Source organism: Ruminococcus sp. AM42-11 (genome assembly GCF_003480145.1).
Lineage (GTDB): Bacteria > Bacillota > Clostridia > Lachnospirales > Lachnospiraceae > Blautia_A > Blautia_A faecis.
In genome coordinates, this window is sequence record NZ_QUIO01000004.1 from 122902 (window position 1) to 147000 (window position 24099).

A 24099-nucleotide genomic window follows, 5' to 3' on the forward strand; every position below is an offset into this window, starting at 1 on the left:
TTGTATGCTTGATTTTGCAAACATTTGCAGTTGTTCAGCAGACCGTATTTCATGAGGGCACTAAACCGCTGCAGCAGTCTTAGTTTTTCCTGTGCCTGCAAAAAATATGCACAAATTTATAAGAAAAAAATTATTAGAAAAAATAAAAAAACATCTTGACTTTCACAATAAGGCATGATATCATACGACAGTACGTGATGAAAAGAAAGCAGAGTTCACTCTCACCTCAGCGCATACTTAGATGCGGCTCGGGTTCATATTGCACAGCAGCGCGTGACTTAGTTCGCGAGTGTAATAGGAGAAGTGTGGATTCTGTCCGCACTTTTTTTATATTTGCGGCGTCAGGTATCAGGCAGGAATTTCTTCCTGCGAAGGGGAATGAGAGTCCAGAAGTTAAAAACTGGATCAGAACAGATCATCTATCAGGTATGGAGGTGCACGACAATTAGCAATTTAATGATTAACGAACAAATCAGAGACAAAGAGGTACGCTTAATCGGACCGGACGGAGAGCAGCTTGGAATTATGTCCGCAAGAGAAGCAATGGCCAAAGCTCAGGAGGCAGAGCTTGATTTAGTAAAGATTGCCCCACAGGCAAAGCCGCCGGTATGTAAGATCATTGATTATGGTAAATATCGCTACGAACTTGCCAGAAAAGAGAAAGAAGCCAAGAAAAAGCAGAAGACCATCGATGTCAAAGAAGTGCGTCTTTCACCAAATATTGATACCAATGACCTGAATACAAAGGCTGGGGCAGCACGCAAATTCCTCACCAAGGGCGACAGAGTGAAGGTTACTCTTCGTTTCCGCGGAAGAGAGATGGCACACATGTCAAGCAGCAAGCACGTTCTGGATGATTTTGCCGATATGCTGAAGGACATTGCTGTAGTTGAGAAGGCACCTAAGGTAGAAGGCAGAAGCATGACAATGTTTTTAGCACAGAAACACTAGGATGTTGCATTCATTTGGAGAGACACCCTGAGGGTGTCAGGCTGGATGAGGGACATTAAATAGATACGATATTAAGGAGGAAATTACAATGCCAAAAATTAAAACTTGTAGAGCAGCAGCAAAGCGCTTCAAAAAAACAGGAACAGGAAAATTAGTAAGAAATAAAGCTTACAAGAGCCATATCTTAACAAAGAAATCTCAGAAGAGAAAGAGAAATCTCAGAAAAGCTACTGTTGTTGATTCTACTAATGTTAAGAGCATGAAGAAAGCATTACCGTATTTATAAGATATAGCATAGAAGAAGACGAACAGGAGGAAAATAAGAAATGGCAAGAATTAAAGGCGGATTAAACGCAAAGAAGAAACATAATCGTGTATTAAAACTGGCAAAGGGCTACAGAGGAGCTCGTTCCAAACAGTATAGAGTAGCAAAACAGTCTGTTATGCGTGCACTTACCAGCTCCTACGCTGGAAGAAAGCAGAAGAAACGTCAGTTCAGACAGCTCTGGATCGCACGTATCAACGCTGCTGCAAGAATGAACGGATTATCCTACAGCAAAATGATGCACGGCCTTAAAGTTGCAAACATCGACATTAACAGAAAGATGCTTGCTGAGATGGCTGTAAATGATGCTCAGGGATTCGCAGCACTTGCTGAGATTGCTAAGAAAGCAATTGCTTAATTGAAATAAATAGGATATTTGAATGGGAGATGGGTGACCATCTCCTTTTTTTATCCCGGAGTCTGCAAAAAAATCATTCCTGCAATCTGAAGGTCTCACCTTGTGGTTAATTTTGTCCGAATTGATTTTTTAAACACATTCCAATACGAGCATAATACAAAATATGAAATCAGCATGAAAGTATGTCCTACAACGTACGTTTGTACGTCACAGAAACAACATAAACAGAAAAAATTGGTCATTGTAACGGAAATTTCTTTTGCAATTCTAAAAAAACTATAAAATTTTCTATTGCAATCAAAAAAACAGAATGCTATAATCATAACATTAAAGTAGTAAAGAGAAGAAGTTATGGAAGCCAAAGCCGGCTGGGAAACCACCAGTGGGCTTTTATACTATCTCAGTGTTGCAGAACCTGTTCCCAAAATCATTCCTGCAATCTGCATGCCATGTTTTTCGGATATGCCTTGGGCACCATGAGAGGCGAGATGACAGACGCTCTTACATAAATTAAGGAGGAGATTTATTATGAGAAATCTGAAAAAAGTACTCAGCATTACTGCAGCCGCAGCAATGGCAGTATCCACAGTAACACCTGTATCTGTATTTGCAGAGAGCGAGGAAACCTTCAAGATTGGTGTCATCGGACCTATGACAGGAGATTATGCACAGTATGGTAATGGTGTATATAATGCAGCTAAGATCGCAGCAGATGAGATCAATGCAAACGGCGGATTCAATGGATATCAGGTAGAAATCCTTGACGCTGGTGACGATCAGGGAGATCCGGAGAAAGCAGTTAACGCTTACAATGACCTTCTTGACAAAGGAATGCAGATGCTTTGCGGTACTGTTACCTCCGGTGCTTGTATCGCAGTAGGTGCAGAGGCAGCTGATAGTACATTCCTCTTCACACCGTCTGCTACAGCAGTAGACAGCATTACCGCTGGTGACAATGAGTTCCGTATGTGCTTTACAGACCCAATGCAGGGAACGAAATCTGCTGAGTATATTTCTGAGAAAGGTCTTGCTACGAAGGTAGCTACCCTCTACGATTCCATGGCTGATTACAACTCAGGTGTACATGATGCATTCGTTGCAGCCTGCGCTGATTACGGCCTTGAGGTTGTAGCTGATGAAGCATACACAACAGATAACAACACAGACTTTTCCGTACAGCTTGGAAAGATCAAAGACAGTGGCGCTGAGCTCCTGTTCCTTCCGAACTACTATTCTGACAACGCTCTGATTCTTCAGCAGGCTCATGACCTTGGTCTTGACATGAAGATTTTTGGTGTTGATGGTATGGATGGAATCCTGAATGTTGAGAACTTTGATAAATCTCTTGCAGAAGGCGTTATGCTTCTGACACCATTCTCTGCTACAGGCGATGATGAGGCAACTGTAAAATTTGTTAAAGCATATGGCGATGCAAACAATGGTGAGACACCAAATCAGTTTGCTGCAGATACATATGATGTACTTTACGCTATGCAGGCAGCAGCAAATGATGCTGGCATCACACCAGATATGTCAAATGAAGACATCAGTGCAGCAATGTCTGCTTCCATGCTGAATATTACTCTTGATGGTCTTACAGGAGAAGCTAAATGGACAGAAGACGGTGAGTGCGATAAAGCACCTAAGGCTTATGTGATCAAAGATGGCGTTTACGCTTCTATGGAGTAATTATAAGAATAGAGCCATTGTGCCGGTCATACGGCAGAGGCTTTAACCATTTCCCTGATTGCGCAGGGGATGGCCGTTAGCAAGGGGGAGACGGTTACCTGTGGGTCCGTCTCCTTCTTTGCAATTACAGAAATGATTGTTGTTTCAGTCTGATACAACAAACGGACAGGTGGCCTGTCGGCGACATCATGATATAGGAAAGTCAGCTGCCGTCCGGGACATTCATAGTAAATAACTGGAGCGTGTCTGAAAATTTACTTCCGCTTTTTCGTGTCAGAAAGTGACAGGAAGCTTTACAGTGGGAAAAGCCGGGAATGAATTTTCAAACACGCTCGTGAAAAAGAAAAATCAGTTACTATCTACAGTAATAAATCCAGTTAAGAGGTGCATTATGAGTTTTATATCCTATTTAAAAGATGGTATCAGCCTGGGCAGTATCTATGCGATCATCGCTCTCGGCTATACAATGGTATATGGTATTGCAAAAATGCTGAACTTTGCACATGGTGATGTTATCATGGTTGGAGCATTTGTAATTCTTACCGCAGTTACCAAAGCCAGTATGTCACCAATCCTGGCAATCATTCTTTCTGTTGTGATCTGTACTGTTGCCGGTGTTGTCATTGAGGCAGTTGCATACAGACCTCTTCGTAAGGCTTCATCGAATCTGGCAGTTCTGATCACTGCAATCGGTGTCAGCTATCTGCTTCAGAACCTGGCGCTTTTAATTTTTGGCGCAGATGCAAAGAGCTTTGTTCCGGTTATCAATGTTCCGTCTCTGGAGCTGTTTGGCGGACAGCTTACGATTAAAGGTGTTACGATCGTAACAATCCTTGCCTGTATTGTGATTATGGTTGGTCTTCAGCTTTTTGTAAAGAAAACAAAACCGGGGCGTGCCATGCAGGCTGTTTCCGAGGACCGTGACGCCGCACAGCTGATGGGTGTCAACGTAAATGCAACCATTTCCCTTACCTTTGCAATCGGTTCCGGACTTGCTGCAATTGCAGGACTTCTTCTTTGCTCCGCATATCCTACACTGACTCCTTATACAGGCGCAATGCCTGGTATCAAGGCTTTCGTAGCGGCAGTATTCGGTGGAATAGGTTCTATCCCAGGAGCAATGGTTGGAGGAATTCTCCTTGGTGTTATTGAGATTTTCAGTAAGGCCTATATTTCCTCTCAGGTTGCAGATGCAATTGTATTTGCAGTTTTGATCATCGTGCTGCTTGTAAAACCATCTGGTCTGTTCGGCAAGAACATCCAGGAGAAAGTATGAGGTGGCCGATATGAAAAAAAATATGAACAAAACAACAAAAAACAATTTTATTACATATGGCATGGTAATCGCAATCTTCGTTGTGGTACAGATCCTTTCCTCTACAGGAAACCTGTCCAGACTGCTTACCGGCCTTCTGGTACCCATCTGTGTGTACATTATCGCATCTCTTTCCCTGAATCTGGTAGTCGGTTATTCCGGAGAGCTGAGTCTTGGACACGCAGGATTTATGTGCGTTGGAGCCTATTCCAGTGCTCTGTTTTCCCATGTTACCAGTGATGTGCTTCCGTCTGTTCCAAGATTGATTCTTGCATTGCTGGTAGGTGCTGCCGTGGCTGCTGTCTTCGGTGTGCTGATCGGTATCCCGGTACTGAGACTTCGGGGAGACTATCTGGCAATCGTAACCCTGGCATTTGGTGAGATTATTAAGAACCTGATCAATATTCTGTATGTTGGTGTGGATGATAAAGGGCTTCACGTTGCAACAAGCGCAGCCAACCTGAAACTGGATCCAGGCGGAAAACAGATCATCAAGGGTGCTCTCGGTGTTTCCGGTACTGCAACCTTATATAAAGATATTAAGGATTATTTCTTCCTGATCGGTGTGATTCTGGTTCTGGTCGTTCTGTTTATTATCCAGAATCTGGTAAACTCCAGAAGCGGACGTGCCATTACATCTACCCGTGATAACCGTATTGCAGCTGAGTCCATCGGTATCAACGTAACAAAGAATAAGCTGCTTGCATTTACTATTTCCGCTGCAATTGCCGGTGTAGCAGGTGTACTTTATGCCCACAACCTTTCCATGCTGAAGGTTTCTATTTTTGACTACAACATGTCCATCACCATTCTGGTATATGTAATTCTTGGTGGTATGGGAAATCTTCGCGGAAGTATTCTGGCAACGATTGTGCTTTATGCACTTCCCGAGCTGCTTCGTGGATTTTCCACCTACCGTATGCTGATTTATGCAATCGTAATGATCACAATGATGCTTTTCAACTGGGCTCCTGCAGCTAGAGATTTCAGAAGCCGTATTATTGAAAAAATCAAAGGTCACGTGAAAGAAAAGGAGGCAGCTTAATTATGGCAATGTTAGAGGTAAATAATCTTTCCATACAGTTTGGCGGCCTTCATGCTGTAGATAATTTTCAACTGAAAATCGAAAAAGGCGAGCTTTATGGTCTGATCGGACCAAACGGTGCCGGAAAAACAACCGTATTTAATCTTCTTACAGGTGTTTATAAGCCAACAGAGGGAATTATCAAGCTGGATGGTCAGGATATCACCGGAAAAAGTATTATCGATATTAATAAAGCAGGAATCGCACGAACATTCCAGAATATTCGACTCTTTAAAGATATGACCGTACTGGACAATGTAAAGGCTGGTCTGCATAATCATTATAAATATTCTACTTTAACCGGAATCTTAAGACTTCCCAAGTATTTTAAAGTAGAAAAAGAGATGAACGCGCGTGCTATGGAGATCTTGAAGGTGTTTAATCTGGATCAGGAGGCTGGTCTTCTTGCGGGAAACCTTCCTTATGGTAAACAGCGTAAGCTGGAAATTGCCAGAGCGCTTGCCACAGATCCCAAGCTTCTTCTTCTGGATGAGCCGGCCGCCGGTATGAACCCAAATGAGACACAGGAGCTGATGGATACCATTCGGTTTGTAAGAGATCATTTTAATATGACGATCCTTCTGATTGAGCACGATATGAAGCTGGTTGGCGGTATCTGTGAGGAACTGACTGTATTAAACTTCGGACAGGTTCTTTGTCAGGGTGAGACAGCAAAGGTTCTGAAAGATCCTGCTGTTGTTACTGCATATCTGGGCGAATAAGGAGGAAAAAGAAATGGCAATGTTGGAAGTAAAAGATTTACACGTATATTATGGTGTAATCCAGGCATTAAAAGGAATCTCCTTTGAGGTAAACCAGGGCGAGGTTATTGCTTTGATCGGTGCCAATGGTGCAGGAAAAACCACTACACTGCAGACACTTACAGGTCTTCTTTCAGCAAAAGAAGGTTCCGTTGTTTTTGAAGGAAAAGATATTACCAGGGTTCCGGCCCATAAGATTGTTGAAATGGGAATTGCACATGTTCCGGAGGGACGTCGTGTTTTTTCAGATTTAAGTGTATATGAGAACCTGATCATGGGTGCTTATACGAGAAAAGATAAAGCTGAGATCCAGGAAAGCCTTGCAGGAGTCTATAAAAGGTTTCCGCGTCTGGAAGAGCGTAAAGGACAGCGTGCCGGTACACTTTCTGGTGGTGAGCAGCAGATGCTTGCCATGGGTCGTGCCCTTATGAGTAAACCCAGACTGATCGTAATGGATGAGCCATCCATGGGACTTTCCCCAATCTTTGTAAATGAGATCTTCGATATTATCCGTGTGGTAAGTGAAAGCGGTACCACGGTACTTCTTGTAGAGCAGAATGCGAAGAAAGCCCTCTCTATCGCAGATCGTGCATACGTTCTTGAGACTGGTAAGATCACAATGAGTGGAAATGCAAGCGACCTGCTGAACGATGAAGCGGTACAGAAGGCTTATCTGGGTGAATAAAATTTGTAGATCTGACAGCTGATAGGCGACATGTCCGTTTTGTGAACAAAGTTCACAGAACTTTCGGGAATCTGGTGCATCACGAAGCGGTTACTGGACAGGTCGTGAACAGTAAGGTCTTTGGGAAAATAATCTGGTCAGGTGATTTTTGTTGTTGTCGGAAAGAATGGAAAAAACAACGCTTTAGGAAGCTGGCCAGTGTAATAAGGAGGAGAGAAATGGACAATTTCGTAATTACAATTGCAAGACAGTACGGAAGCGGTGGACGTACCGTTGGTGAAATGCTTGCGAAGAAATTAGGGATTGGATATTACGACAAGGATATTATCCGCATGGCATCTGAGGACAGCGGAATTCATGAAACTCTTTTTGGAAGAGTAGATGAGTATTCCAGCGCAAAAAAACCGCTTTTCGGGAAGAATGGAATTTACAGCGGTGAGCTGATCTCGCCTCAGAGTAAGGACTTCACCTCTGATGAGAACCTGTTTAATTATCAGGCAAAGATCATCCGTGAACTGGCAGGGAAGGAATCCTGCGTGATCATTGGAAGATGCTCCAACTATATTTTGAAGGATTATCCAAATGTGCTTCGTGTATTTATCCACGCTGATTGGGATTTCCGAATGGAAAAGGCTGCTGAGAAGCTGAGTATGAGCCAGAAGGAAATCGAAAAATTCCTTCAGAAGGATGACAAGCGTAAGGATGAGTACTACCGCAGATTTACAGGTGAGGAATGGAAGGATGCCACTCAGTATGACCTGTGTCTGGATAGCAGCAAGCTTGGATATGAGAAATGTATCGAAGAAATTGAAAATCAGCTGAAGCTGCTGAAATAATAACAGGCTGTGCCACATAGCAGCATATCATGTGAAAACAAAAGGAAGAGCACTGGTGATTTTGAAAGAGATTGCCAGTGCTTTTTAATGTAACAGGAAATTCCGTTTGGATTTCCTGTTACATTAAAAGCTACCGGGCAGGATCGCACTGCGGCGGAAAGGTAGTTGCCGCTCGAGGCGACCCGCCGCAGGCGGAGAATCCTGCAAGCAGGATTCTTTTTTACATTTCATAAACATATATTATCAGGAAAGACAGATGTCAGGCGGCGGGATATGAAGGAAAAAAGACATCTGGTGATGTGGGTAGAAGTTATAGCGTTGGCGGTGCTGCTGGCAAGGCTGGAAACTGTGAGAATCCGGGAGAATGCAAAAGAAGTGCAGGAATATACCTGTGCCGGGCGGGAACAGGAAGGTGCGCAGAAGGGGAACGGAAAAAGAGAGGAAAAAACTGTCAGTGACAAAGTGATAGGGGCTAGGAATAGAAGGTCAGAAAAGAAGCTGGAAGATACTTTGGAAAAGAATGTGACGGAAAAGAAAAAAGCAGCTCTGACTTTTGATGACGGTCCTAACAGTAAATATACGCCGCTGCTTCTGAAAGGGCTGAAGGAGAGAGGGGTTCATGCTACTTTTTTTCTCATGGGGAAGAATATTGAGGGAAAAGAGGCCTTGGTGAAGCAAATACAGGAGGAAGGTCATCTGATCGGGAATCATACATACAATCATGTACAGCTGGATAAGATTTCAAAGGAGGCAGCAAAAGAAGAAATTGAGACAACCAACCAGAAAATCTTTGAAATCACAGGTGTGTACCCGGCATGGTTAAGACCGCCCTATGGGGAGTGGCGAAAAAATCTGGATTTTTATGTGGAGATGTTTCCTGTACTCTGGGATGTGGATACTTTGGACTGGAAGAGTAAAAATGTAGATTCGATTATGAAAATTGTGCGGTCGGAAGTGTCAGACGGGGCAGTGATCCTGATGCATGATGCTTACCAAAGCTCAGTAGATGCAGCGCTTCAGATTGTGGATCTTCTGATGGCAGAAGAATATGAATTTGTGACTGTAGAGGAATTAATATTACCGTAAAAGATATCCACTGGTAACGCTAACGTTCCGCGAACAGTTAAAAAATAGCTGTATAAACTTGCCTAAATGAGAAATATAGATTATAATTAGAACAAATGTACGGAAAATTACTTTTGAATTGGAGAGAAATACATGGATTTATTTGAATATGCGAAATCCAGGACAATGGAGAATGAATCCCCACTTGCCTCACGTCTTCGCCCTACGAAACTGGAGGAAGTAGTGGGACAGCAGCACATTGTGGGAAAAGATAAATTACTTTACAGAGCCATCAAGGCAGATAAGCTGACTTCCGTTATTTTTTACGGTCCTCCAGGAACCGGAAAGACCACCTTGGCTAAAGTCATCGCCAATACTACTAGCGCAGACTTTACCCAGATCAATGCCACCGTAGCAGGCAAGAAAGATATGGAAGAAGTGGTAAAACAGGCTCAGAATGCCCTTGGAATGTATGGGCGAAAGACGATTTTGTTTATTGATGAGATTCATCGCTTTAATAAAGGACAGCAGGATTATCTTTTGCCTTTTGTGGAGGACGGAACCATTATCCTTATTGGGGCCACCACAGAGAATCCCTATTTTGAGGTAAACGGTGCGCTCCTTTCACGTTCTATTGTGTTTGAGTTGAAGGCACTGGAGATTCCGGAGATTAAAGAACTGCTCCTGCGGGCAGTGAACGATAAGGAAAAGGGCATGGGAAGCTATAATGCGGTTCTGGATGAAGATGCCCTGGAGTTTCTGGCAGATATGGCAGGAGGAGATGCCAGAAGCGCTCTGAATGCCATAGAGCTTGGCATTCTTACTACGCCAAGAGCTTCAGACGGCAAGATTCATATTACTCTGGATGTGGCTTCTGAGTGTATCCAGAAGCGTGTGGTGCGCTATGATAAGGATGGAGATAACCATTATGATATTATTTCTGCATTTATCAAGAGTATGCGCGGCTCCGATCCGGATGCTGCAGTTTATTATCTGGCGAAGATGCTGTATGCAGGTGAAGATGTGAAATTTATTGCAAGACGTATGATGATCCTTGCTTCTGAAGATATTGGAAATGCAGATCCCCAGGCCCTGGTAGTGGCAACCGCAGCAGCCAGGCAGTTGAGCGGGTGGGAATGCCGGAATCCCAGATCATTCTTTCCCAGGCTGCCGCATATATGGCATGTGCACCTAAGAGTAATGCAGCGGTGAATGCTATTTTTGCAGCAATGGACAGTGTGAAGCGTACCAGGACGACTGTTCCGGCTCATCTTCAGGATGCCCATTATGGAGGGCATGAGAAGCTGGGACATGGAATCGGCTATAAGTATGCCCACGATTATCCAAATCATTATGTAAAGCAGCAGTATCTGCCAGATGAGATCCAGGGAGAGAAATTCTATGAGCTGTCAGATATGGGATATGAGAAGAAACTGAAGGAACACATGAAGTTTATAAAAGAGCATGCAGATTGAAGGAATGATTTTTCAAACACGCGTTGGAATAAATATTGAGTAATTATCAGCAAGTGCTATTTTGCCAAGCGTGCAGCTGTGAAGGTACTGAATAATTACAAAATCTGAAATAAAAAGTGGAGGAGCTTTATAAAAGCCCCTCCATTATTTTTGCATAAATTTCTTCATATTTCTTGGGCCACTGCCTGCACATGGCCTTTGCAGCGGAAAGAGATGGCGCTGCAAGAGAAAGATCGATCACAGAAGCACCCTTCTGCAAAAGCTGAAGGTGAACCACATATTCTCCCTGATTATTAATGTAATAATCGGCTGGAGCTTTCACCTGATTCTTTGTGGAGGCACCTCTGGCTGCAAGGTACTGGAGCACTTCAGTACGGATGTCCTGGGAAATATCATTCTCGAAATAGGTGAGCGTGTTTTTTCCATCTTCAGTAAGATAATAGTAGGAAGTATTGGAAATGGTACGCTTCTCAATCAGCTCTGTTTCCTCAAGCTCGGAAAGGGCCTGTTGCAAATGGAAATAATTCGTGTACTCGTGGTCCAGAATAAATTCTGAAATTTCTGAATTAGTGATGGGGGACGAAGAATTCCGAAGCATATATAGGATGATCAGTTTGTAAACAGTAAATGGTGTAGCCATTTTCCAGCCTCCCTTCTGGTGAAATATTGCATAAGTTCTAAATTCGAGTGTGTTTGAAAAAGGCTTTCTGCAAGATGTGTATTACACTTTGCGGGAGATTGCGGGAATAATATTTCAAACAGACTCTGGAGCGTGTTTGAAAAATCATTCCCGCAATCTGCACGCCCCACTTTGCGGGAGATTTTGCCCTCTTTCAGTCGGCGTAGCCGCTACGCCTCCCTCAATCGGACAAAATCTCCCACAAATTGTGACGCACATCTTGCAGAAAGCCTTTTTCAAACACGCTCTAATGCTTTGCCCTGAAAACTCTGACGCTCTTTCAAACGGTGGTGGAGCAGATTCAGCACTTCTCTTTTTCTGCTGGCCCATAGAGGGGCGATCAGCAGATCTTTCGGCCCATCGCCGGTAACCCGGTGGATCACAATGGATGGATCCAGATGTTCCAGGCAGTCTGCTACAAGGTCAATATATTCGGCGCGTTCCAGCACTTTAAATTTCCCGGCAAGATAATCATATGCAAGGTCAGTGCCTTTCAGAACGTGGAGCAGCTGAAGCTTGATTCCCTGAATATCCCGGGCATTTAAATAATCCATAGTAGCCAGCATATCTTCCCTGGATTCGCCGGGAAGCCCGAGAATGGTATGAACTACTACTTCCAGACCAGCTGTGCGGAGTCTCTTAAGGGAGTCTTCAAAGCAGGATAGAGGGTAACCTCGCCGGATATAAGCTGCGGTAGATTCATGAATGGTTTGAAGTCCCAGTTCTACCCAGACTGGTTTAACCATGTTTAGCCGGGAAAGAAGTTTTACTACATTGTCCTCCAGGCAATCCGGCCTTGTACCAATAGAAAGTGCCACAATCCCCGGATGGGAAATAGCTTCCTGAAAAATTTTTTCCAGATAAGGCACAGGAGCGTAAGTATTGGTGTAAGCCTGAAAATAGGCGATGTATTTGTGAATAGGTCTTTTGGCTGAAAGCATGGCAATCTGACTGTCTATCTGTTCATGGATAGAGAGTGCTGCACTAGCGGCAAAATCACCGCTGCCACCTTCGCTGCAGAAGATGCAGCCACCGTGTCCTATTGTACCATCGCGGTTGGGACAGCTCATGCCGCCGTTTAAGGTGACTTTATAAACCTTTTCTCCGAAGCGCTCCTTTAGCATATAGTCAAGGGAGTGATAGGGCTTTCCATTCCAGCTGGTGATCATAAATTCTTATTGTCGGAATCAAGACTGTGGTCTACTACACTGTCAGGATTCGGCTCAGAGGTTTCTTCCGGAATATATTTGTCAAAAATTTTCACAAAGAAATGGGAATTGATGTATGCAATTCCGGAAAATCCAATGAGCACCAGCAGCAGGATGACCATGGACTGTACCTGGGCACTTGGAATAAAAAATACAAGAACCGGGGCAGCAGTGACAAGGATCATAAGTGCTGTATATGGAAGATGGCGGATGGACATCAAAAATGCGTTGGTAAAAGTATTCTTGATGGTATTGTAAAATTTCGCAAGAACCGGGTAGATGTACAGGAAGATCATCAGGTAAACGACCAGGATCATCATAAATAATACCATAAGAACCTTACCGATGGTGCCAGGTGTGCTGCGGCAGATGCTGATGTCAAAGTACAGCAAAAGGGCAGCCGCAAGCATGATCAGATTGATCACAATACCCTGTTTCAGATTCTGTTTAAAGGATTTAAAAAATCCGCGGACGATATAAGACTCTTCATTACGAACCATTTTCAAAGTGACGTAGAACATGGCTGCAATGGAAGGTCCAATGGTCACCACCGGAATGCAGCAGACGATGCAAAGCAGATTCAGAATGATAAGATCTGCTACCCTGCTCATGAAGGTGAAAAATTTGTTATCCATGTTGAAAAAACGATCCATTCAAAAATTCCTCTTTTCTATTTTGTATATTGCATTAATGAGCTTATCACATAGTATAACGAATCTGTGAAAAAAAAGCAATTTGAAAATAAAAAAGAACATAAAAACTATATAATCTTCACAAAAATATTTATAGAAAGTTCTTGCTTATCACACGTCAGAGTGTTAAAATAGTAATCATTGAAAAGAGAATAATAAACATTAAATATAGAAAAAGGAGTAGCGAAATGAGTAAAAATATCAGAACTGAGGCAGTTGACCATCTTTTTGAGGCCATACTTTGTCTGAAGGATAAGGAAGAGTGCTACACTTTCTTTGAGGATGTGTGTACCATTAACGAACTTCTTTCTTTATCTCAGAGATTTGAAGTGGCCAAGATGCTGATGGATAAGAGAACTTACCTTGACATTTCTGAGAAGACCGGTGCTTCCACAGCCACGATCAGCCGTGTAAACCGTTCTCTGAATTATGGCAATGACGGTTATGATATGGTATTTAAAAGAATGGAAGAGAAAAAAGAGCAGAACCGTTCTCTGGATCAGAAGGACGAATAAGCGTCAGAGGATCTGAATCCGAAATAGAATAAAATATACGAAAGAAAACCCGCGAAATTGTGCTATGAGATAATTTCGCGGGTTTTGTACTGTTATTTGTCTTTATTCTTCTTATGTTTGTCCCTGGGCTCAGATGGGGAAATGTCATCGATCATTTTCTCAATGATCATCTTCTTAATGTAGACATCAAAGCTCATGAGACAGATAAAACTGAATCGCTTCAGAAATTCCTGATCTTCCTCATCTGCATCCTGGAAAGTGGCGCTGGAGAAACGGTAATCCTTTAGAAGATTCTTGATCAACTGGTCAATCTTGCGGTTCTCCATTCCAAAAACTTCATTATATACATAGGTCATGTCCTTGCCTGGCTCACCTTTAAAGTATTTCGCTGTGATGGGACCGAGAAGCTTCTGGATGTCTGTGATGGACAGAATATTCTTAAAATAATAAATGAAGATCAGCATGAGCAGATGATCTTTGGAATAGCGCTTCTTCTCAGGTGAAGGGAGCAGGTTATTCTTGGCGTAGTTATTGATCATGGTCTTTGTCAGGATCTTGTCATCATCGTGACGCTTTGTGGACGCAAGCTGATCCTCCATAAACGTGGTGACCTGATCCATGTACAGGTCGATGTTTGGAAGATCTTCTGGTTTTATATAATCCATTCCGGAAATGTGCTCCAGAATGCTCTTTAATATGGATTTATCATCAGCTGTCATTTTTATCACCTCTGCTCCTTATTATATAGTTTTTAAAACTACTTGTAAACTGTTTTTTTCAGATCTTGTGAAAAACAGAAAAAAACCAGAACTTTGTTTACAAAAAACACCTCGCGGAATGTTACTGGTAAACAGTAAAAACCCGAATCTATGTTTGGATTTTCTGCACGTTCGGGGTTGTGGGAGATAAGGATTTCATGTATAATGAGATTTAACTATTTGAAAAATCATTCCCGCAATCTGCATGCCCCATTTGACGGTATATTTCGTCCGAATTCAGTTGTCGCAGTCCGCTGTGACGCCCTCATCAGGGCGGAAGCTCCTACAAATTGTGGCGCACATCCTGCAGAAAGCTTTTTTCAAACATGCGTTAGCGAAAAAAGGAGAACATAAATGAGCATATATGATACATTAAATCCCCCTCAGCGCGAGGCGGTAGCACAGACAGAGGGACCAGTCCTGATCCTGGCGGGAGCTGGTTCCGGCAAGACAAGAGTGCTGACACACAGGATTGCCTATCTGATGGATGAAAAGGGAGTAAATCCGTGGAATATTCTGGCTATTACTTTTACCAATAAGGCTGCTCAGGAGATGAGAGAGCGTGTGGATAAGCTGGTGGGCTTTGGTTCTGAGAGTATCTGGGTGTCTACTTTCCACTCAGCCTGCGTAAGAATCCTTCGGAGACATATTGATAATCTGGGATATGACACGAATTTTACAATCTATGATACAGATGACCAGAAGTCTCTTATGAAAGATGTGTGCAGGAAGATGAACATTGACACCAAGATTTATAAAGAGCGTTCCCTTCTTGCCCAGATTTCCCATGCCAAGGACGAGCTGCTTACACCAGATGATATGGAGATGAAAGCTGCCGGAGATTACAATATGAAGAAAGTGGCTTCTGTTTACCGTGAATACCAGGCTGCTCTTCGCAAGAATAATGCACTGGACTTTGATGATCTGATCGTAAAGACGGTGGAGCTTTTTGAAAAATGCGGTGCAGTGCTAGAGTACTATCAGGAGCGGTTTAAATACATTATGGTGGATGAGTATCAGGATACCAATACTGCACAGTTTAAGTTTATCAGTCTTCTGGCCCAGCGGTATCAGAATCTTTGTGTGGTAGGTGATGATGACCAGTCCATTTATAAATTCCGTGGGGCTAATATTGGAAATATTCTTGGATTTGAGCATGTTTTTCCAGATGCCAGGGTAATCCGTCTGGAGCAGAACTACCGCTCTACAAGGAATATCCTGAATGCAGCGAACCAGGTGATCGCGAATAATACAGAACGTAAGGCAAAAACCCTGTGGACAGAGAACGAAGAAGGCAGCAAGGTGCATTTTCGCCAGTTTTTGAATGCCTATGAGGAAGCAGAGTATGTGGCAGGGGAAATCGGCAAGTTAAAAAGAAACGGTCTTGGGAACTACCGTGATTGCGCTATTCTTTATCGTACCAATGCCCAGTCCCGTATTTTCGAGGAGAAATTTATTGCAGCCAATATTCCATATAAACTGGTAGGAGGCGTTAATTTCTATGCACGTAAGGAAATCAAGGATCTTCTCTGTTATCTGAAAACGATTAATAATGCCAGAGATGATCTTGCTGTGCAGAGAATCATAAATGTGCCAAAGCGTGGAATCGGTGCAACGACACTTGGACGTGTTCAGGATTATGCGGACAATATGGGAATCAGTCTGTATGAGGCATTGCGCGTGGCTGAAGAGGTTCCTTCTATTGGAAGAAGCTTGTCAAAGATCGATGGCTTTGTAACTTTTATACAGATGCTGAAAAGCAAGGCAGATGTGATGACTGTGGAGGAAATCCTGCAGGAGGTAATTGATTCCACAGGTTATGTGGCAGAGCTGGAAGCTGAGGATACAGAAGAATCGAGAGCAAGAATTGAGAATATTGATGAGTTGATTTCCAAGACTGTAGCTTATCAGGAGGCTATGGAGGAGCAGAATCAGTCGGCTACGCTTTCAGGCTTTCTGGAAGAGGTGGCTCTGGTAGCAGATATTGATACTGTAGATCCGGATCAGGATTATGTGCTCCTTATGACTTTACATAGTGCCAAGGGTCTGGAGTTTCCGAAGGTGTTTATGGTAGGAATGGAAGACGGCATTTTCCCTAGTCATATGACCATCAGCTATGGCGATGACGGGGAGATGGAAGAAGAGAGAAGACTTTGTTACGTGGGAATTACCCGTGCAATGAAAGACCTTACTTTGACTTGCGCCCAGCAGAGGATGATCCGTGGAGAGACTCAGTATAACAGGGTTTCCAGGTTTGTGAGAGAGATTCCAAGAGAACTGGTAGATCTGGGACACACTATTCAGGAGAAGAAGCCGAAAGTGGAGGAACTAATCCCAACACCGGCGAAATACTCCAAGATGAAAGAAATTCTCCAGGGCAGAAATTACAAGCCAAGAGAATTTAAAGTAACAAAAGCCAATTCGCTGGATTATGAGGTGGGAGATACGGTTCGCCATATTAAATTTGGCGTTGGAATTGTGAAAGAAATCGTGGAAGGCGGTCGTGATTATGAGGTTACAGTGGAGTTTGATAAGGTTGGTGTGAAGAAGATGTTCGCAAGCTTTGCCAAGCTGAAGAAAATTTGATTGGAAATTGGGTTTGGAAAAATTTAAAATTAATATATTAACTATGGTAAAATAATTGCAAAAGTGGTATAATAAATAAACCTAATGAGTACTTTGAAAGAGAGGATGGTATCACATGAACATTAAAATGGATAAGCTCGAGGAATTATTATCATTACTTAAGAAAAAAGAAGATGAGAAGCAGAAGAATACAGTCCTCTGGGTACTGGCTATCATTGGCGCTGTAGCTGCTGTTGCAGGAATTGCATTTGCAGTATATCGCTTCTTCGCACCGGATTATCTTGAAGACTTCGAGGAAGACTTTGATGATGATTATGACGATTATTTCGAGGATGAGGAGAAATAAGTAAGGCGTTTAGCGGATATCCACGGTCGTCCACAATTTTTGGAATACAAATCTGGTTTGGATGTGGATAATTTCGGGGATTTTTTATAAGTGAGTGCATATTAAATGAAAAGGTATACGGGCATATAGCAGTTATGCTCCCCCGTATACCTTATTTTGATTTAAGGTAATTGTTCTGTATCTTCATAGTAATACGCTTCGCGATGCATAGAAATCATGCATTTACATGATTTCGCGCCGCAATTTTCGGGTTTTCTGTGAACTTTGTTCACAAAAAAACACCTCGCGGAACGTTACCAGTGAACAGTAATCCATTAGCGACAGCATTATATATAAAAGATAGCTGCGGAATAGTTACGATCTATATATAATTATTTTATGGAGGATTTATGAAAAAAGGAGAGATTTACGAAGGAATTATCGAGAAAGTTGATTTCCCCAACAAGGGATATGTGAACATAGATGGAGAAAAAGTAATTGTAAAAAATGGAATTCCAGGTCAGAAAGTTCGCTTTATGATCAATAAGAAGCGCTCGGGTAGGTCAGAAGGCAGGCTTTTGGAGGTTCTGGAGGATTCTCCCCTTGAGGTAAGAGAGCCTGTATGTAAGATTTTTCCGGCATGCGGTGGCTGCATGTACCAGACAATGTCCTACGAAGAACAGTTAAAAATGAAGGAAACTCAGGTGAAAGGACTTCTCCAGGAGGCAGTAGGTAGTGATACAGACCTTCACTGGGAAGGAATCCACGGAAGTCCTATTGAATTTGGTTACCGTAATAAGATGGAATTTTCCTTTGGAGATGAATATAAAGATGGTCCTCTTTCTCTTGGTTTGCACAAGAAAGGCAGCACTTACGACGTACTGACAGCTTCTGACTGCAAGCTGGTGCATCCGGATATGACAGCGATCCTTTCCAGTGTGCTGGACTTTTTTACAGAGCTTGGGGCTGTGCATTATAAGAAAATGCAGCATACTGGTTATCTGCGCCACTTGCTTCTGCGCCGCGGTGTGACCTCTGGTGAAATTCTGGTACATGTGATCACCACAAGCCAGGCAGAGTACGACTATGCGCCGCTGGTATCAAGGCTTCTGGCTCTTCCGCTGGAGGGAAAAATCGTGGGAATTATGCACATTATCAATGATTCTCTGTCTGATGTGGTGCAGAGCGATGAAACCAGATTGCTTTATGGACAGGATTACTTCTATGAAACGTTGCTGGGTCTGCGATTTAAGATTAGTACATTTTCCTTCTTCCAGCCAAACTCACTGGCAGCCGAAGTATTGTACTCTATTGTGCGTGATTACATTGGTGACACCAAGGACAAAGAAGTATTTGATCTCTACAGCGGTACTGGAACTATTGCCCAGCTTCTTGCTTCTGTTGCGAAAGAGGTTATCGGCGTGGAAATTGTTGAGGAAGCTGTGGAAGCTGCAAAAGTAAATGCCGCCTTAAATGGTCTCACCAATTGCCGTTTCATCGCAGGTGACGTCCTGAAAGTCCTGGACGATCTTACTGAAAAACCAGATATGATCATTCTGGATCCCCCTCGCGATGGAATCCACCCCAAAGCGCTGCCGAAGATCCTGGCATATGGAGTAGAAAACATCGTCTATATCTCCTGCAAACCAACAAGTCTTGCAAGAGATTTACCTGCATTTCTGGCAGCTGGTTATGAGGTTCAGCGCAGCTGCAGCGTGGATCAGTTTTGTGAGACGGTGCATGTTGAGACGGTATGTTTATTGTCCAAACTTAAAAGTAAGGAACATATCGAGATCGAAGTAAAGATGGACGAGCTGGATTTGACTGCTGCGGAGAGTAAGGCCACTTATGATGAAATCAAGGGGTATGTACTGGAAAAGCATGAATTGAAGGTGTCCAGCCTGTATATCTCCCAGGTTAAGCGGAAGTGCGGGCTAGATGTGGGGCAGAATTATAATCTGTCAAAGAAAGAAGACGCGAAAGTACCACAGTGCCCGCCGGAAAAGGAAGCTGCAATTATGGATGCACTAAAGCATTTTCAAATGATTTGATGGCAAGCCTGTCTTGCTCAAAGCAAAACGTGGTCTGGGATTCCAATATCCAGACCACGTTTTTGCCAATCAATAGCTCACGATTTCGTGAATTTTATTTGTCTTTTAGCACAATATCCGTTATACTAGTAAATAGGAAAAAATCAGGAGGTGCGGGATGGCAATCAGTTACAATCGGCTGTGGAAACAGTTGATCGATCATGGTTTGAGCAAAACCGACATGATGCACCGTGCAAAAATCAGCACCAATGTTTTAGCACGATTAAGTAAAGGTGAGCCTGTCTCCATGGACAGCATGGAAAAAATCTGCACCATGCTGGGATGCAATATCGGAGACGTGATGGAATTTATCCCTGATACAGAAAACGGAGGAATAGATGCATGATTACAGGTGTGATTAAAAATAAAGTAGATAAAATCTGGACGGACATCTGGGCGGGCGGCATTACCAATCCTCTAACCGTCATCGAACAGCTGACCTATCTTATGTTTATCCGCTCTCTGGACGAAAAAGAGCTGGAAACGGAAGAATTTGAGCATATGACTGGCGAGAAGATGGAGAAGATTTTCCCCCAGTCCGCCGTTGGACAGTCCATGCGCTGGAGTAAATTCAAGAACAACGATCCCCGCGATATTTTCAATGTAATTTCCCAGCGGGTCTTCCCTGCCATCAAAAACATGAAACATGGCCGCCTGCCGGACTTCACCGAGCAGGGGGAACTGGTGGAAATCGCCGACGATTCCAGCAGTGATGTGCAGAATGAGACGGCCTTTGCCCGGTACATGAGCGATGCGATGTTCCTGATTCCTACGCCGCAGGTGTTGCAAAAAATCATCACAGGGTTGGATGACCTGTATGAGCATGACATTGCCGATTTGGATATGCAGGGCGACTTGTACGAGTACATGCTGGGCAAACTGGCTACCGCTGGGCAGAACGGCCAGTTTCGCACTCCCAAGCACATCCGGGAAATGATGGTGGAGTTGTTGCAACCCACCCCGAACGACACCATCTGCGACCCGGCCTGCGGCACGGCAGGCTTTCTGGTCTCCGCCGCGGAGTACATTCGCAACCACTACGAGGATACCATGACTTCCGAGCAGTGGGAGCACTTTGCTGGGGATGCCTTCACCGGCTTTGACACAGACCGCACCATGCTGCGCATTTCTGCGATGAACCTGATGCTGCACTCCATCAGCCACCCGGAGATTGACTACAAGGACAGCGTTTCCAAGCAGAACCAGATCAGCGACAAGTTTACCATGTGTCTGGCAAATCCGCCTTTCAAGGGCACCGTGGACGCGGAAAGCATCAACGACAACCTGAAAGCCGTGACCAACACCAAAAAGACCGAGCTGTTGTTTCTGGCCCTGTTCCTGCGGATGCTGAGAAAGGGTGGTCAGTGCGCCTGCATCGTGCCGGACGGCGTGCTTTTCGGCTCCTCCAAGGCGCACAAAGCTATTCGCAAAGAACTGGTGGAGAACCATCAGCTGCGGGCGGTGATCTCTATGCCCTCCGGCGTGTTCAAGCCTTATGCGGGCGTGTCCACGGCGGTGCTGGTGTTCACCAAGACCGGAGCGGGCGGCACGGAAAATGTGTGGTTCTATGATATGAAAGCCGACGGTTTTTCCTTGGACGACAAGCGCAGCGAAATTGCGGAAAATGACATTCCCGACATCATCGAGCGGTTCCACCATCTGGACCAGGAAGCTGACCGCCAGCGCACAGAGCAGAGCTTTCTTGTGCCGAAACAGGAAATCGCAGACAACGACTATGACCTGTCCATCAACAAGTACAAAAAGGTGGAGTATGTGCCGGTGGAGTACCCCTCTATCACAGAACTGATGGCAGACCTGCATGAGCTGGAACTGGAGATTACCGCAGGGCTGGCGGAATTGGAGGAGATGCTATGATGGCGAGGTTAGAAGAAATTTGTGCGATAAATATGGGACAGTCTCCGGATTCTTCCACATACAACGAAGATGGTAACGGCCTTCCGTTTTTTCAGGGAAATGCAGATTTTGGAGAGATTTATCCTGCGGTTCGTATGTGGTGCTCTGAGCCAACCAAAATAGCACGGGAAAAAGATATTTTAATCTCTGTTCGTGCACCAATTGGCGCGTTGAATATCGCAAATTGTGAATGCTGTATAGGCCGAGGGTTAGCTGCTTTAACGGTAAACGAGGATATTTGTGCTCAGGAATATTTATGGCATGCGTTATCAGGTAAGGTTGACGAACTAAATTCCAAAGGTACTGGAAGTACATTCAAGGCCATTAATAAAAAAACACTTTCTGAAACAGAAATTCCCCTTCCACCCATTGACGAACAGCGCAAAATCGCGGCGATTCTGGACAAAGTGAGCGACCTGATTGCGAAACGTCAACAGCAGCTGGATAAGCTGGATGAGATGATCAAGGCAAGGTTTATGGAGATTTTTGGAGATTCAGAAACTAACACCAAAAATTGGCGTGTTTTGCCGATGTCTAAAATATGTTCTGTAGGTTCAAGTAAGCGTATTTATCAAAGCGAACAATCTTCTTCGGGTGTCCCTTTTTGGAGAATTTCTGATTTAACCAGCCTAATCACCACAGGAACAGTTACCCCTGAGTTATATATACCTGAAGAACGGTATAAAGAACTCAAGACGCAAGGACAAGTTCCTGCCCCTGGTGATATATTGATAACTTCAAGAGGAACACTTGGGCAATGTTATATTGTAAAAGTAAATGATAGATTTTACTTTCAAGACGGGATGATTAGCTGGCTTTCTGGATATATGGATGGTGTAACCCCGCTATATATTTCGTATCTGTTTACAATGCCAGGATTTAGAAAGCAAATAGATTCCATGCAGGCAGGTTCAACTGTTGCCTATTTATCTATAACAATGATAAAAAAACTCAAAGTGATGTTGCCTGACATAGAAAGTCAACAACAGTTCGCTTCTTTCGTCAGCAAAACGGAGAAAACAAAAACCACCATCAGCCGCAGCCTCGAAAAGCTTGAAACGTTGAAAAAGGCGCTGATGCAGGAATACTTTGGGTGAGGTAAGAAAATGGAAGAATATAAATTAACACTGGGGATGGAACCCACAGACGATTATAAAAAAGCAAAGCAGGATTTGATTCAGGCAATGAGATCAATTCAAAAATTATCCCCTCAACAGCAGCAAATGTTGGCAGAGGAGTTATTTGGAGCAGCAAATGTTATGGTTTTGAGTCAAATACTACGCCAGTATCTGAGGTGAATATAAAGTATGTTAGAGTTTATAAAAGATAACTGGGCAAACATTTTGCTTATTATCGTAGGTAGCTTTGCCCTTGCAACTTACATATTGCAGGAACGGAAGAAAAAGATTGATGCAGCTTCTCTTATCGTCCTTCAAATCGATGAATTCCAGGAGCGGTTAAGGGAAATCTCTACTTTCATTGTTGACGGACAATTAAACGAAACGGCGTTCTATGAATCACTACCCTTGATGGATACGGATTATTGGAACAAGTACAAACATTACTTTGTCCGAAAAATGGACGCGACCAGCTATACAGCACTGAATCAACTATATGAGTATGTGTCAGAGATTCAGGAACAACAGATGCTCATGAAGGCTTTCCAAAAGAATTCCTTTCAGATAACACAAAATGTTTTGGCAAATATAGAATCGCAGTTTATTGTGGCCGATCTTAATAATGCTTGTACCGGAGTTACAGCGCAAAATATCACTTCTGCTATGGGAAATATGATTCCGCAAGGCGTTTCAGAAGCAGATCGAAATACGCTTAACGCAATGGTGCAACAAATAGCGGCACAGAATCCCAATTTTGATATGAATCGTTTTTGGAGCCTCTATAATCAGCAAAGAATTTGGACGAAGTCTATCATTAACCAAGGGGCATTAACTTCTTATACCCCTGTCCAAATTCGTATAAGTTTAGAGAAAATGCTAAAGAAATATTCGATGCTTGAAATTAGCGGAACAGAAGGCTATCAAATGCTCAAAAAGACTTCTAAACAAAAGTTTTAAGCAAGTGAGAGGTCTATTATGGAAGAAGATGTTACAAAGATATATGAGGAATATTCGGAGGAACTTCTGTTTTGCAAATATTTTATAGCTGAAAAGTAAAACATCATGCTGAGATGGGTAGATGTGGAGAAAACATTCTCAAAAAATGTCTCCAGGAACGGTTTCAAATGCTAGAATTTGTTACCGGCTTTATTGCTTGGGCCAATCATCAAAGCCCACAATGTGACATCATCGTATGTAGGAAAAATTTTTATAGACGTCAACTAGCTGGAGACATTTTCCTGGTTGAACCAAATGATTGCATAATGGTTATAGAAGTCAAGGGAAATGCTACCTTGGATGATTTAACAGAAACGATTGAAAAAAATAAATTTTTCCAATTGCATGATGAAACAAAACATATAAAATTAGCGATGTTTGCTTTTAAAACTCGTATTGGAAAACAACGATTATATAAAGAGTTTGGTTATAAATATGACAGAAGTACAAAAGGATATATCCAGGAACGGCTTCCAGAAGAAAAGACATTAGACTATTTTGTATGCTTACATAGGGAGAGCCTAACTAGCTCAGCACGAGATAAACAAGTATTCTTCTTGAAGGATGGGCAAGATCGGCAGTTCTATGTGCTAGATAACCATTTTCCAATAATGCAAAATTTTTCTAGGCTAATACAAAGCTTGCAAAATTAGGGCTAGATAAAATGATGATTT

24 protein-coding genes and 3 pseudogenes are annotated in these 24099 nt (G+C 43.1%); 22 read left to right on the forward strand and 5 right to left on the reverse strand.

Annotated features, from left to right (window positions below):
* Positions 1 to 456: 456 nt before the first annotated feature.
* The 11 genes and pseudogenes from infC to DW904_RS04240 all read left to right on the forward strand — a co-directional run bounded on the left by infC (position 457) and on the right by DW904_RS04240 (position 10544).
* The gene (gene infC, locus DW904_RS04190; RefSeq protein WP_118578206.1) at positions 457 to 951 is read left to right on the forward strand and encodes a translation initiation factor IF-3; all 495 of its coding nucleotides are present in this window, start codon (positions 457 to 459) and stop codon (positions 949 to 951) included.
* Between the two features lie 88 nt (positions 952 to 1039).
* Positions 1040 to 1237: a 50S ribosomal protein L35 gene (rpmI, locus tag DW904_RS04195; protein WP_117850817.1), complete on the forward strand. Its 198-nt coding sequence runs from the start codon at positions 1040 to 1042 to the stop codon at positions 1235 to 1237.
* A gap of 40 nt (positions 1238 to 1277) precedes the next feature.
* Positions 1278 to 1634, forward strand: a complete 357-nt coding sequence (rplT, locus tag DW904_RS04200; protein WP_117850812.1) for a 50S ribosomal protein L20 — start codon at positions 1278 to 1280, stop codon at positions 1632 to 1634.
* Between the two features lie 528 nt (positions 1635 to 2162).
* Complete coding sequence (locus DW904_RS04205; RefSeq protein WP_118578207.1) at positions 2163 to 3323, forward strand: ABC transporter substrate-binding protein; 1161 nt, start codon at positions 2163 to 2165, stop codon at positions 3321 to 3323.
* A gap of 391 nt (positions 3324 to 3714) precedes the next feature.
* Positions 3715 to 4599 carry a branched-chain amino acid ABC transporter permease gene (locus tag DW904_RS04210; RefSeq protein ID WP_118578208.1) on the forward strand — a complete coding sequence of 295 codons (885 nt, stop codon included), beginning with the start codon at positions 3715 to 3717 and terminating at the stop codon, positions 4597 to 4599.
* A 10-nt stretch (positions 4600 to 4609) separates the two neighbouring features.
* Positions 4610 to 5683, forward strand: coding sequence for a branched-chain amino acid ABC transporter permease (locus DW904_RS04215; protein WP_118578244.1), 1074 nt, complete (start codon positions 4610 to 4612; stop codon positions 5681 to 5683).
* Positions 5684 to 5685: 2 nt separating this feature from the next.
* Positions 5686 to 6444: an ABC transporter ATP-binding protein gene (locus tag DW904_RS04220; RefSeq protein WP_118578209.1), complete on the forward strand. Its 759-nt coding sequence runs from the start codon at positions 5686 to 5688 to the stop codon at positions 6442 to 6444.
* 13 nt (positions 6445 to 6457) lie between these two features.
* The gene (locus DW904_RS04225) at positions 6458 to 7168 is read left to right on the forward strand and encodes an ABC transporter ATP-binding protein (protein WP_118578210.1); all 711 of its coding nucleotides are present in this window, start codon (positions 6458 to 6460) and stop codon (positions 7166 to 7168) included.
* A 218-nt stretch (positions 7169 to 7386) separates the two neighbouring features.
* Complete coding sequence (locus DW904_RS04230) at positions 7387 to 8004, forward strand: cytidylate kinase-like family protein (RefSeq protein WP_118578211.1); 618 nt, start codon at positions 7387 to 7389, stop codon at positions 8002 to 8004.
* Positions 8005 to 8277: 273 nt separating this feature from the next.
* Positions 8278 to 9090, forward strand: a complete 813-nt coding sequence (locus DW904_RS04235; RefSeq protein WP_226815908.1) for a polysaccharide deacetylase family protein — start codon at positions 8278 to 8280, stop codon at positions 9088 to 9090.
* 132 nt (positions 9091 to 9222) lie between these two features.
* A pseudogene (locus tag DW904_RS04240) lies at positions 9223 to 10544 on the forward strand (replication-associated recombination protein A).
* A 127-nt stretch (positions 10545 to 10671) separates the two neighbouring features.
* Here the strand turns inward: DW904_RS04240 and DW904_RS04245 are convergent.
* The gene (locus DW904_RS04245) at positions 10672 to 11184 is read right to left on the reverse strand and encodes a DUF4364 family protein (RefSeq protein ID WP_118578212.1); all 513 of its coding nucleotides are present in this window, start codon (positions 11182 to 11184) and stop codon (positions 10672 to 10674) included.
* A gap of 76 nt (positions 11185 to 11260) precedes the next feature.
* On the opposite strand from DW904_RS04245, the pseudogene DW904_RS24950 reads away from it, so the two are divergent.
* Positions 11261 to 11487: pseudogene (locus DW904_RS24950) on the forward strand (DUF6783 domain-containing protein).
* On the opposite strand, the gene DW904_RS04250 reads toward DW904_RS24950, so the two are convergent.
* Both DW904_RS04250 and DW904_RS04255 read right to left on the reverse strand, forming a co-directional pair.
* Complete coding sequence (locus tag DW904_RS04250) at positions 11460 to 12392, reverse strand: TIGR01212 family radical SAM protein (RefSeq protein WP_347562017.1); 933 nt, start codon at positions 12390 to 12392, stop codon at positions 11460 to 11462. The pseudogene DW904_RS24950 and the gene DW904_RS04250 sit on opposite strands and share 28 nt — an antisense overlap.
* Positions 12389 to 13084, reverse strand: a complete 696-nt coding sequence (locus tag DW904_RS04255; RefSeq protein ID WP_118578213.1) for a YesL family protein — start codon at positions 13082 to 13084, stop codon at positions 12389 to 12391. The genes DW904_RS04250 and DW904_RS04255 overlap by 4 nt, the downstream gene beginning before the upstream one ends.
* A 227-nt stretch (positions 13085 to 13311) precedes the next feature.
* Between DW904_RS04255 and DW904_RS04260 the strand changes: the two genes are divergently transcribed.
* The gene (locus tag DW904_RS04260; protein WP_118578214.1) at positions 13312 to 13638 is read left to right on the forward strand and encodes a YerC/YecD family TrpR-related protein; all 327 of its coding nucleotides are present in this window, start codon (positions 13312 to 13314) and stop codon (positions 13636 to 13638) included.
* A gap of 92 nt (positions 13639 to 13730) precedes the next feature.
* Here DW904_RS04260 and DW904_RS04265 read toward each other — a convergent pair whose 3' ends face one another.
* Both DW904_RS04265 and DW904_RS24955 read right to left on the reverse strand, forming a co-directional pair.
* Positions 13731 to 14357 carry a DUF1836 domain-containing protein gene (locus DW904_RS04265; protein WP_118578215.1) on the reverse strand — a complete coding sequence of 209 codons (627 nt, stop codon included), beginning with the start codon at positions 14355 to 14357 and terminating at the stop codon, positions 13731 to 13733.
* A gap of 276 nt (positions 14358 to 14633) precedes the next feature.
* Positions 14634 to 14720, reverse strand: a complete 87-nt coding sequence (locus tag DW904_RS24955; RefSeq protein ID WP_334286057.1) for a DUF6783 domain-containing protein — start codon at positions 14718 to 14720, stop codon at positions 14634 to 14636.
* 30 nt (positions 14721 to 14750) lie between these two features.
* Here DW904_RS24955 and pcrA point away from each other — a divergent pair, with 30 nt between their 5' ends.
* The 9 genes and pseudogenes from pcrA to DW904_RS04315 form a co-directional block, all read left to right on the forward strand.
* Positions 14751 to 16982 carry a DNA helicase PcrA gene (gene pcrA / locus DW904_RS04275; protein WP_118578217.1) on the forward strand — a complete coding sequence of 744 codons (2232 nt, stop codon included), beginning with the start codon at positions 14751 to 14753 and terminating at the stop codon, positions 16980 to 16982.
* 115 nt (positions 16983 to 17097) lie between these two features.
* Positions 17098 to 17328 (forward strand): hypothetical protein, encoded by a 231-nt coding sequence (locus DW904_RS04280; protein WP_173716615.1) that lies wholly within the window; start codon positions 17098 to 17100, stop codon positions 17326 to 17328.
* A gap of 389 nt (positions 17329 to 17717) precedes the next feature.
* Complete coding sequence (gene rlmD, locus DW904_RS04285; protein WP_118578218.1) at positions 17718 to 19358, forward strand: 23S rRNA (uracil(1939)-C(5))-methyltransferase RlmD; 1641 nt, start codon at positions 17718 to 17720, stop codon at positions 19356 to 19358.
* A 157-nt stretch (positions 19359 to 19515) separates the two neighbouring features.
* The gene (locus tag DW904_RS04290) at positions 19516 to 19743 is read left to right on the forward strand and encodes a helix-turn-helix transcriptional regulator (protein WP_015564904.1); all 228 of its coding nucleotides are present in this window, start codon (positions 19516 to 19518) and stop codon (positions 19741 to 19743) included.
* Positions 19740 to 21272, forward strand: a complete 1533-nt coding sequence (locus DW904_RS04295) for a class I SAM-dependent DNA methyltransferase (RefSeq protein WP_118578219.1) — start codon at positions 19740 to 19742, stop codon at positions 21270 to 21272. The genes DW904_RS04290 and DW904_RS04295 overlap by 4 nt, the downstream gene beginning before the upstream one ends.
* On the forward strand, positions 21269 to 22408 hold the full coding sequence (locus DW904_RS04300) for a restriction endonuclease subunit S (RefSeq protein ID WP_243035601.1): 1140 nt from the start codon (positions 21269 to 21271) through the stop codon (positions 22406 to 22408). Before DW904_RS04295 ends, DW904_RS04300 begins: the two co-directional genes overlap by 4 nt.
* Positions 22409 to 22417: 9 nt before the next feature.
* Entirely contained in the window at positions 22418 to 22609 is a 192-nt protein-coding gene (locus DW904_RS04305) for a hypothetical protein (protein WP_118301701.1), read from the forward strand.
* 9 nt (positions 22610 to 22618) lie between these two features.
* Positions 22619 to 23386 (forward strand): hypothetical protein, encoded by a 768-nt coding sequence (locus tag DW904_RS04310; protein WP_118578221.1) that lies wholly within the window; start codon positions 22619 to 22621, stop codon positions 23384 to 23386.
* A 107-nt stretch (positions 23387 to 23493) separates the two neighbouring features.
* A pseudogene (locus DW904_RS04315) lies at positions 23494 to 24078 on the forward strand (DUF6602 domain-containing protein); the annotation flags it as partial.
* Between the last annotated feature and the right edge of the window lie 21 nt (positions 24079 to 24099).